Raw genomic sequence first — 11,659 nt, forward strand, 5'->3', positions numbered from 1 at the left:
GACTTGTTCAAAGTCACTAAGTGCCTATTGACATGCTAACAGCACGAGTCACAACTTCATCAGTTTCTCAACCTTAACACCAGTTTTTCCACTGAGTCTCACGAAATAAGGACCACTTGCTATATGACTTGTATCTATGATGGCAGTGCGACTTGCACTACCTCTTCCCATTGTCATACCATTCATTTGTATAAGCTGCCAGCTAAATGCTTCATCAAAAGGAGCATCGACACGGATCAGCTGACGATTTTCTGTTGGCATAAAGATATAGTTATTATCTACCGTAACACTCTCTACGCCAGCAGCTTCACCAAAGAGTGGAACATCTGCTTCGGTAGATGGTTCCTGATTCTGAATATACGGCCAGCCATCAGATCCCCACTCCACACGATCCAGATAAGTAACACGTCCTGCATCCACATCACTGGCTTGAAAACCATGATAGAGGACCCAAGTCTGTCCAGCATCATCCTGCACAAACTCAGAGCAATGCCCCGGGCCATATACTTCTGGACTCTTGCCAAGCAACATAGAGAAGTTGTCACCGATAGCTGAACGTCCGTTACGGTCAACATAAGGTCCAAAGAGGTTACGCGAACGAGCGACAACCATACGATAGGTACTGTTAGCGCCTTCGCAACAAGAACCAGCAGAGCCAATCAGATAATAATAACCATTATGCTTGACAATCATGGTGGCCTCTATCAGACCGCCTGCAATCTTTTTTGGAACACATCCTTCTTTTACAGCCAGTCCGTCCTCAGTCAATTCCACGCCATAGATATCGTGGAATGATCCCCAGAAGAGGTAATTATGACCATCATCCTGAATAAAGAAAGGATCGATACAGTTTTCTATACCAACCTCACTTGAGATAAACAGTTTATGAGCATCATGAAATCCGCCATTAGGGCGATCACTGACTGCCACACCAATACCACACTCCCAAGTTTTCCCCCATTCCGATTTTGAGTAGTAGAGCACGTACTGACCACCAACATAATTGATATCCGGTGCCCAGATACCTCCTCCAGGACAGTAGTCCATCGGACGAGTCCTATCGTTGAAAGCTGTGCCGACAAAACGCCAATTCACAAGGTCCTTCGAACGATAGATAGGTACATTATGCGTATCCTCGGTAGCATACAGGTAGAAGAAACCATCAGCAGCCTTGATAACTGTAGGATCAGGCAAGCTGTAATTGATTACAGGATTCTGATAAGTCTTTGAGCCATCACCGGCGTATGCGCCAGAAAAGGCGCATACAGCCAGGATCAAGCAAAGAAACGGTTTAATTATCATACTATATTTGCAATTAACTTAATTTGCTGGTTCAAATTTTGTCCACATATCTGTGGCCAGCAGGCATAGTGTAAACGTATATCTTCCACTGACAGAAGGAACCCATTTCACATCGCCACCATCATCTTGATAGCGGAAGGTTGACAAACGATGATCGGTCAAAGGATCAGCATTGTTTTCTGGAGCGAAGAAGAATGGATCCCCCCAACTGCCACCTACACCGATCTTGAGCTCACCGCCAGCGATGAAGTCACCTGTCCATGCGTAGTAATAGGGCTCACGTGCCGTACCAACCATCTCCAGTCGTCCGTTGGTGGTATTGGTATTCCAACCTACAGAGCAGCCATTACCGCAGATCCATATCTGACCTGGTGTGGGCAACTGTACGATGTCTAATACACGGCAGTCGTTGAAGCCTGTATTGGTGTCCACGATGACCGTACGCTTACCAATGCCATCGAAACGGAAATCACGGATCGTACCATCAGTGAAGTACTCCATCTGTTCTGCATCACCGCCATCAGCCATACCATAAGCAGGATAATCCGCATCGATGGTTGTAGCAAAGTGGAAATTACAAGGCGACATATCAAGCGTAGCCTCATAGATACCTGTACCTAACTGACGCTGTTCCAGACGCTGTGACACCTTCTGTCCGCCATCAGTGGTCATATGCATATAGATATAGGGTGGATATTTCTCATAACCAGTCACGGTGAACTCTACAGTTGAAACCTCTGGCTTTACATAATGCTGCTCATTGTGCACAACAGACAGCAGCTGAGCCGTCACCTTCAGTGCCTGTCCAGGCAGCGTCCACTTAGAGAGTATTGTATTCAACTCATCGTGTGTAATCGAATATGTAAGATTAGTACCCAGATCGATATAGTCTGATTTGCTATCCTTCTGAGTAGAGGGATAAAGACACATCTTATAGGTCACCTCATCAGTAGCAGAGAGAGGACTTGACGCAGCATCCCACGTAAAGGTTACGGCCGCCTGATCAGCAATGCCCTTATTGAGCACGATTTCCTCCACAGAGCTCTTGATATGCATTTCATCGGGATAGGTCTCCAGGCTAAAATACTCTGGATCCTTATTACATGACCCCAGCAGCAAGCCCATGCATAAGGCACTGAAGGTCCATATATATTTCTTCATATTATTTTCCTTTAAACTATTAATCATTAATTATTAAGCCAGAACGGTGCCTCACGAAGGTTGGGGTTCTTCTCGTACTCATCGATATAGATTGGCATCCAGTAGTACTGCTTCTTCCAGATACGTGTCTGGAAGACCGTACGCTTGAAGAACTCGTTGGCATTGCTGCCCTGGAAGTTCATACCATAGCAGTCACCGCACATCTCAGGCAGGTTCTCAGCCTCCTTCCAACGACGGATATCATACCAGCGGTTGTTCTCACAGCAGAGCTCTACACGACGCTCAGCACGGATCACACGACGCAGCTCATCCTGGGTATCATCGACATGGATGTAATTCTCATCCATCTCGGTCACATCATCTGTGGTATACTGACGCACTCCGGCACGTACACGAATACGGTTCAGGTATTTCAGCGCCTCCTGGCGCGATGCGCTATTATCATAGCACTCGTTCACCGCTTCAGCATAGTCCAGATAAGTGAAAGCCAGACGATAGGTAAAGCCCTGACGTGGGGTGATGGCACCTGTCAGATTATTATCGAGTACATTCAAACTCTTACGAGCCAGGTAACCATTCTGTGGGGCATCATGAGGTGAAGAGGTCTGTACATTGTCACGACCATTATAGAAGAAATTGTACTTACGGTTACCAACAGCCAGCCAAGCACCATGGAAGGAAACGGCATTGTAGAAACGTGGTTCACGGTTACAGTACATGTTATAAGTACCACGAGCTGTCACCTCACCAGGTTTTCCAGTTCCGAACTCCCAGCTGGTCACATCCGAACGGTCATCAACAGCCGTTGACATACCCTCCTCTACATAACCAGAGTTAGGATCGGTGATAGGCAGACCGTTCTTGGTGAAGAAGGCATCAACAAGCCCCTGATAAACACCCAGACCATTACCGCCACCGTACTCACGCACGCTCACCTTCGTGAGGAAGAAATTATAGTTGTTATCCTTGGTGACAGGGAAGGTAATCTCGTGGTTACCCTCACTCCAACGTTTGATGTGCACATTATAGGTACTCATGAAGGGGTCGACGTCACCATTAGGACCTTTCTCCGTATAGAGCTCATAACCGGCTTTCTCAGCCTCATCAATACAGAGTTTCAATGCATCGACTGCACGTACCCACTTCTGTGGATCGTATTCAGGATTAAAGATCTGCTCGCCCTTATCGTTTACATACTCCTTATACCAAGGGTTACCATTAACCAGCGGACTGGCAGCGAAGAGTAGCATTCGTGAACGTACAGTGAGTGCCATGATACGATTGATGCGACCATACTTTGAAGGATCATCATAGACTGCAGGCAATGCCATTGCTGCCTCCAGCATCTGCTTGTCGCAATAGTCAACCACATCATCAAACTTAGACTGACCAACCATCAGGTCAGAGAGGTTGAAATCGGTTGGTGCGATATAATCGGGCTTGAAGGGGATACCACCATAAGTCTCAGCCAACTGCCACCAACCATAGGCGGTGAGGAATTTTACCTCATTCTTCATGTTATCCACCTCCTGCTGGGGCAGATCGTGGTCAGGCATAGCCTTTACCATATTATTGAAGATATAACCATGACGGATATAACGGGGCATCATCTGCCAGTAGTTACCCTCCCACTGTGAGTTGATCGTCCACTGACCGAAGATCTTGGGGATGACCTTACTCCAGTCCCACTGCTGCCAGCGCTTAGAGGGTGTGAGGTCATCGGCAAACACCTCGTAACCGTCAGACGTCAGTGCCCATTTATCAGGCGTATGGATTACATTATACACATAGGCCAACCAAGAATAGACCTTTTCACGGTTCTCAAACACCATATCGGTGGTGAGCTCGGTATCTGGCTCTTTGTCAAGATAATCGGAACATGACACTAACGAGCCACTGATTGCGCTAAGGGCGCAGAATATATATAGAAGTTTTTTCTTCATAACGATAAACTATAAACTAAAAGTTAATGTCAAGACCGAACATTACAGAACGGTTCATTGGATATTTCAAACCATCGTTGGTACCCAACTCAGGATCCCACAGTTTGAATGACGACAGACAGAACAGGTTATTACCGCTGACAAACACACGGCAGCTCTTCACATAGAAATTCTGCAGCCAAGACTTGGGGAAGGTATAGCCCACCTCAATCGTCTTACAACGCAGGAAGCTCATATCTTTCTTCCACCATGTAGAGCGACGGTAGTTGTTCACATTAGGACCATAGGTGAGGCGTGGCCAGAAAGCATAAGCATCCTGATTATCCTCTGTCCAGCGGTCATTGATGTTATAGCTGTATGCATTACCCTCGGTTGTGGTACCACCACCAGGCAGGAAGTAAGGCTGGTTACCGATGACACGATACATATCACCTGTTCCCTGGAAGAAGAAGTTGAAGTCCACATTCTTGTAGCTGATCACACCACCAAAACCGAAGACGATACGTGGATCCTCGGTACCACCAATGAAGCCCTCATCAGCCTCAGTGATAACACCATCCTCATCCACATCCACGTATTTGATATCACCAGGATGGAGTACAGCTGCGCCCACTCCCTCCTGTGAAGGGATACCCTCCTTCAGGGAACCATCAGCGTTAAAGTCATCATAGGTGAACAGACGCTCAGCTCTCAAGCCCCAGAGTTCGTTCATAGAGCGACCTGTAGCAGAACGGTGAGTGCCCTTCAGAGCCTCGGGCTCATCCTTCTCATCCACGCGGTTCTTGGCATAGGTGAAGTTACCATAGGCTGAGGTAAACAGATTCTTATTCCACTGTTTGTGGAAGTTGAGCGTTGCCTCGAAGCCATGGTTAGACACCTGACCGAAGTTAGCCCAAGGCGCTTTCACGAAACCGGTCTGTGTTGGTATGATGCTACGCTGCATGAAGATATTCTTACGTTTCTCACCAAAGATATCGAAGTTCAGGTCGAGCATGTTCCACAAACCAAGTTCAATACCAAGGTTGCTCTTAGTCACAGTTTCCCAAGTCAGGTTGTCAACACCAATCTCACCCTCTGTAATACCTTTGGCACCATCTCTGTTATAGTTGCGCTGACCATTCGTTCCCCAGATGTAACCTTGCTCATTAGTGAGCAGTGTACCCAGATAAGCAAAACGACGACCACCGATATTATCATCACCGGCCTGTCCGATGCTGGCACGGAACTTAATCTTGTGGAAGATGGGCTTCAGTTTCTCCATGAAGTGCTCCTCGCTCAACAGCCATCCGATAGCAAATGAGGGGAAGAAACCGAAACGTTTGCCCTTAGCAAAGTTCTCAGAGCCATTATAACCGAAGTTGAACTCAGCCACATAACGGTTATCGTAGGTTGCCGACAAGCGACCTGCAATACCTTGCTTACGATAATCCTGAATACTACCATCATCGTAGGCCTGCTGGTTGTAGAGCAACATGGCATCGATGTCGGTCTTACCAAAACGCTGGCTATACATCAGGTCGGTCTCAAAGTATACGCGTGTATTACCATATTCGTTACCCTGTTCGTTGCCTAATGACTCGTCACCAGCCTCGTGCTGAGAGTAGATCAGGTTACCCTCCTCATCACGACCTGTAGCAGGGAACACGGTAGCAGGCTTAGCAGTACGGCTACGACGGCTACGGTTCCAACGGTCGAAGCTGAACAAAGCCTTCGCCTTCAGTCCTGGCAGGATCATCTTCAGGTCCTGTTCTACGCTGAACAAGGTCTGGATCTTACTTGAGGTGATAAAGTCGTAACCCTGCTGTGTTACTGTACGCCATGGGTTGGCACGATAAGAGATAACAGGGATAGCACCATCGCTATAACGTGCAGGATGTACGAAAGGCAGGGTGCGGAAAGCCTCACCAAAAGCGCCATCAGTATCACAACGCTGCTTCCTGAAACGGTTCAGATAGCCACCGATGTTCACACGGAGCATGGTTGTCTTTGTCACATCCATATCGATGTTGGTGCGCAGGTTAAACTGCTGGTTGTTGGTTGAGTTATCGAAAATCAGACTTTTATCCTGCTCCAGGATACCCGACTCCTTGAAATAAGAAGCGACAATAGAGTAGCGCAAAAAGTCAGAACCACCACTGATATCCAGATTACCACGTGTAGCATATGAATAGTCCTTTGTGATAGCATCGATCCAGTTCACATTAGGATAGAGGTCGGGATCGTAGCCTGAACGGGTACGGTCGATCTGCAGCTGTGTGAAAGGCAAAGCCACGCCATCCTGCTGAGCCAAGCCGTTGAGCAAGGTCATATAGTCTGGCGCGTTCATGAACTTAGGCATCTTTGTGGGTTCGCTGATAGAATGCTCTACATGGAAGTTCACCTGTGGCGCGCCAATCTTACCACGCTTGGTGGTGATAACAATCACACCATTAGCACCACGCACACCATACATGGCTGAAGCCGAAGCATCCTTCAGGATAGAGAACGATTCGATTTCTGCCACATCCACATTGTTCAAGTCGCGCTCCACACCATCAATCAGGATCAGAGGGTTGTTGCTGCCTGAGAAAGTAGAGATACCACGAATCCAGAAGTTAGAGTCGTCATAGCCAGGCTCACCAGAGCGCTGGATACCGATGACACCACTCAACTTACCGGCCAGGTTATTAGATAATGTGCGCGTAGAACCAAACTGTAATTCAGAGGGGCGGATGGTCTCGATAGCACCGATGATAGATGCTTTCTTCTGACTGGAATAACCAGTAACCACCACTTCAGTAAACTCATTGGTCTCCTCTTCCAACATCACATTGATAAGACGAGAGCCATTCACCTTGACTTGCTTACTGGCAAATCCAATATAATTGAATTCCAGCGTAGCGCTGTTTTTTGAAGGTACCGTGATTCGGAACATACCATCAGCATCTGTGATGGCACGGGTTTCAGTACCTACCAATGTTACGGTAACACCAATAAGCGGTTCTTTCTGCTTATCGGTAACGAGACCAGTCACCTGATTAGTCTGTACGCCTTGTGCCATCATGACAGGAGCCTGTGGCAACAAAGGAGCAGCCATCAACATTGTCAGACTGCAAAGCATCACAGAACCGGCAGGTAACCAGGAGTGACAGAATTTGGATAGTTGTTTGTTCATCTTTTGTTTTATTTGTTAGTTGAGATTGATTTCGGGTGCAAAATTAGCTCGTTATATTCATTATCCATCAATTAATACGATTTGTATAACCCACAATCTACTCTCTTTCAGATAATACATATTGATTATCAAATAGTTATAAGTTTTACTCTTGATAGGGTTGTATAACGGAAATATAGGACTATTACTTGAGGAAATTAACCGTTCGCTGGGGTGAATATAGCTCCCAGAGAGATGCTACCGTCCATCCTGCAGCAAAAATGTCGTTATAGAAACCTTTACCGTTCCGTCCATAATCCCAATGTGTATGTTGAACCACCTCTGGATAGAATCCTGGCACAGCGATACCACACAAACGGTCTTCAGTTGGCAGCAACTGGCAGAGCGAAGATTCAATAACACCACACATCTGCGCGAAGTGCTTCTCACCAGTCTCGGTAGCAAGCCACTTGACAATATGCGGCAACTCAAACACGAACACATCGATATGGTTATTCTCTACCGACACATTACTCCACCCACGACTTTTGAAACCGAGATCGCCCAACATCTGTCCTTTAGCAAAAGGCACATCCCACGTATAATACCATGAAAGCGCAAAGTAGGTAGCCTGGCGACAGAGTTCTATATAATGCTGACGCTCCTGCTTCTTTGTGACCATGGCCAGATAATAGGTGGCAGTCACAGCACTGATAGCGGCTTCCTTATCCTCACAATTAGCATCCAGGGTAGAAGAAAAATAGTCGCTCTTCGAGATGATATTCTTCTCCAAATAGTCAACAGTCTGCTTAGCAGCCTTCAGATAACGCTTATCGCCGAAATACTTATAACCCATCACCAATGTCGAAGTGGCACTGGGAGTTGAACCGCCCGAGGCATCAACGTCACTATGATCATCACGATATTTGCGAGGGAAACTGCCATCAGCCTTCTGCAACAGTAGCATTTGATTGAGCAGCGTACGCATCTTTTGTTCCCAGTCCTTATGCTGACGTCCGTGTTTCTTCTCATAAGTCAGATAGTGTAGCACGGCATAGACTGCCTCTGACTGCTGACGGATGCTATGAATAAAATCCTGATCCTGAGGAATTCCGTGACTGATGCGCATATCATCCTTAAAATAGCCTTTAGCAGTGATTCCATGCTGCAGCCAACTATCAAAGATGGCCTGCCCCATATCTACCAAGACTTTCTCCCCTGTCTGTTCACCATACTCCAATGAATTGAAGGCATTCAATAAGACACGGCCAACGAACCCCAGAGTGACATGATCGGCAGGTTTGCAATCATCGCAACGCAGATTGGAACCAGAGTGATATTTGAGGGCATACTTATCCACATAGGCCTGACGGAAGTAGTTAGCCAACTGCGCCTTCATCTGTTCTGACGAATAGGGTGAATCAATAGGCTGCGGATTGATACGCTCCATACAATAGCTCCATGTGTCAGCCACGAACTGTCCATAGTCCTTGGCCTCATGCTCGTGGATGAGCCATGTTAACGACAGTTGCTCGCCAGCTTCAAGACAAGCAAAAGTAGTAGCAGGATTCACCAATGTAAGCTTGCGGATATAGCGTTTTGGGGTTTCAACCCAAGGATAGCCAAAAGTCAATGAGGCATGTCCACTCTCATTATCAAAACCCAGATAGCCTATCGAGGTGCGTCCACCTAAGATAATTTCACCCTCCTGATGAGTGGTCAGTACTTCTGCACAATCTTCCAGTTGACGCAGTACAGTGAGCGAACGACCTGAGCGACTGTCAAAGACACCTGTAAGAGGCGATGACAGACGGTCCTCGCGAAAATTCCAACTCTTCGAAGTATGGAATGAAGGTGCCTCACGAGGCGAACGCAGGTTCTTATGATACCAGAAGCCTGGCAGATAAAACTCACAGTCATCCGTCTGATAATCAGTCGAAGCACTGATACCCAAGTTAAAGTATACACGTTCCTTAGCCTTCAACGTTACTACAAGCCGCATATCCTTACCTTCTGGCACCTGCATTTCTGTAATGGTCACAGGCAGTTCAGCAGATGCTGACAAGCGATTACCATCTCTTGTCAGCTGGTATGCAACAGCTTTGTTACCAGGCTGTTTTAAGGATAATTTATAACTCAAGGTGTTCGCATCAAAAGCGTGAACCTGCGATGCAGCCAATAACATGACTGCTAAGATTGATTGTTTGAAAACTATTCTTTTCATTTGAATCTATAATATTAGTTATTATTGTCTGACGAGGTGTTTCTTCCCACCATGAATATAAAGTCTGCCCGACTGTGGATGTTCTACTGACGTTCCCTGTAGCGTGTACCATCGCGCATCGCAACCAACTTGATTGCTACCAGCCATAGTTGGTAACTCACGCATCGCCGTATCATCGCCATAATAATGGTCGAGTGGCACCGCGCAAGCAGCCGAAAGAGCCGTAGATGCACCAAAGGCACAGGCCGACGAACTATAATCTACTCCATTATACTGATGGTTCTCGGCAGCTTTTGTCTGCCAGGCAGAATGACCAAACGAGAGGGAGTTCAGGTTATTATAAGCATGGAATGCATTGCCAATAAGCCATTTCTGAGTATCCTTATCCTGAAACTCACGGGCGTAGAGTCCTGCATAGCGCATCAGGATTCCTTTAAAACCCTGGAAATCACCATCAGCGTTCTGACATACATGAACCACCCCAAACTCATTACATAACTCACGCTTTGCAAAAGCCAGAATACGATCGGCATCCTGTTTATAGCGACTATCCTGATAATGGCGATACAACAGAACTGCAGCCCCCAGCATCGTACCTTGGTTGTAGGTCGAAGCCCAGGTATTGCGGCTTACCACCTTACTATTATCAGGATTGAACACCACACTATCATCAACATGACCTGTGACAGTATTAAACAGATACTGTCGCTGGTTCTCATACAACTCACGCGCTTTTTCATAATAACTCTCATCACCCGAAGCCGCTGCAATATAACAAGCAGCCACCTCTGCAGGACCATTGATACAAGAGTTAGAGCCATTACGGTCGCCAGAGTTCTCTGCCCAACGCAACATGCCTACATAACCTAAGTAAGCACGCCTGTAAATCAGGTCGAAATTTCGTTTTGCATCGTCGAGATACATCTGTTTGCCCGTATTCTGGTAGCCACGGATAGCAGCAATGATGAGCCACATCACATCGTCGTTAAAATCATAGCCGAACCAATCGTAACCACTCACCACAGTACCACCGTTCCAGCTCGCTCCCACATGATAGCGCATATAGCGGTAACACTGTTCATACAGTGTCAGCAGTTCCGCTTCCTTAGTAGCTTCGTAACAGTCCAGTATAGCTTCCATCGTCTCTGCCTCGCCCCAGCCTCCATTCATGAAGGTGCGATAGTTCTGCCCCTTAAACTGCACATACTGCTCCAGAAATCCATCAATCATTCGGCGTCGAGCCGCTACATCGAAAGTATTCTGAGGCTCGACTTCCTCAAAGCGCCATCCCTGAGCAGTAGTTCCTGTCAGGGGCTGTGCGCCATCAGTAGTAGTCAACACACGCAGATATTTCTTCTGCAATTTCAGCTGATAGGTCTTCTGTGCCTCATCAATAGGCACCAACATCCAAGAGCAAGGTTCTGTACGCTGTGTTAACGACATATTACTGGCATCCAGATACTTGCCTGTATAGACATTACGAAACAACATCTCACCATTACCAGCATCCAATACAGTCCACTGCTGGGCTGGCACATCCGTATTTGTCCATATCACCACTTCTGCTTTGTCGACCAAGGAGGCATTCTTCACGAAAAGTGATGCACCCTCTCTATTAGCTGACACAATGCGATACGTTTTTCCAGGCTCTATTGCAGCCTGCATGTTGATGGCTGACATAGCCGCCATAAAAAAGCATAAAATCCGTTTCATTTATCTTTAGTCATAAATTGTTTTGTTTATTAGCTGAATGCAGGTGCAAAGTTAGGGTATTTCTTCCGCACACTTATAATACATATAAAATGTATAAGCCCCCTAACACTTATACATTTCAGTAAGCACTGATAATCAAGCACTTATACTCTTGTTGAATCCTCGTTTGTATTATACAATTCA

The 11,659-nt window shown here is 46.6% G+C and carries 6 protein-coding genes; all 6 read right to left on the reverse strand.

The window, feature by feature from the left end; translation table 11 throughout:
• Positions 1-48 precede the first annotated feature (48 nt).
• Entirely contained in the window at positions 49-1,302 is a 1,254-nt protein-coding gene (locus T491_RS0102255; protein ID WP_028902429.1) for a family 43 glycosylhydrolase, read from the reverse strand.
• Between the two features lie 18 nt (positions 1,303-1,320).
• Complete coding sequence (locus T491_RS0102260) at positions 1,321-2,463, reverse strand: SusE domain-containing protein (RefSeq protein ID WP_028902430.1); 1,143 nt, start codon at positions 2,461-2,463, stop codon at positions 1,321-1,323.
• A 26-nt stretch (positions 2,464-2,489) separates the two neighbouring features.
• A complete protein-coding gene (locus T491_RS0102265) occupies positions 2,490-4,406 on the reverse strand; it encodes a RagB/SusD family nutrient uptake outer membrane protein (RefSeq protein WP_028902431.1) in 1,917 nt (638 codons plus the stop codon).
• Positions 4,407-4,422: 16 nt separating this feature from the next.
• The gene (locus tag T491_RS0102270; RefSeq protein ID WP_036915149.1) at positions 4,423-7,482 is read right to left on the reverse strand and encodes a TonB-dependent receptor; all 3,060 of its coding nucleotides are present in this window, start codon (positions 7,480-7,482) and stop codon (positions 4,423-4,425) included.
• 262 nt (positions 7,483-7,744) lie between these two features.
• Positions 7,745-9,763 carry a hypothetical protein gene (locus T491_RS0102275; RefSeq protein WP_028902433.1) on the reverse strand — a complete coding sequence of 673 codons (2,019 nt, stop codon included), beginning with the start codon at positions 9,761-9,763 and terminating at the stop codon, positions 7,745-7,747.
• A gap of 21 nt (positions 9,764-9,784) precedes the next feature.
• Positions 9,785-11,476, reverse strand: coding sequence for a glycoside hydrolase family 76 protein (locus T491_RS0102280; protein WP_081773199.1), 1,692 nt, complete (start codon positions 11,474-11,476; stop codon positions 9,785-9,787).
• Positions 11,477-11,659 lie beyond the last annotated feature (183 nt).

The organism is Prevotella sp. P6B4, assembly GCF_000619985.1.
GTDB lineage: Bacteria > Bacteroidota > Bacteroidia > Bacteroidales > Bacteroidaceae > Prevotella.

What these genes read in the sequence shown, in the direction of transcription:
- T491_RS0102270 (WP_036915149.1), bottom strand. Translation starts at nt 7,482, where the DNA reads ATGGCTGCTCCTTTGTTGCCACAGGCTCCTGTCATGATGGCACAAGGC.
- T491_RS0102265 (WP_028902431.1), bottom strand. Translation starts at nt 4,406, where the DNA reads ATGAAGAAAAAACTTCTATATATATTCTGCGCCCTTAGCGCAATCAGT.
- T491_RS0102275 (WP_028902433.1), bottom strand. Translation starts at nt 9,763, where the DNA reads ATGAAAAGAATAGTTTTCAAACAATCAATCTTAGCAGTCATGTTATTG.
- T491_RS0102280 (WP_081773199.1), bottom strand. Translation starts at nt 11,476, where the DNA reads ATGAAACGGATTTTATGCTTTTTTATGGCGGCTATGTCAGCCATCAAC.
- T491_RS0102255 (WP_028902429.1), bottom strand. Translation starts at nt 1,302, where the DNA reads ATGATAATTAAACCGTTTCTTTGCTTGATCCTGGCTGTATGCGCCTTT.
- T491_RS0102260 (WP_028902430.1), bottom strand. Translation starts at nt 2,463, where the DNA reads ATGAAGAAATATATATGGACCTTCAGTGCCTTATGCATGGGCTTGCTG.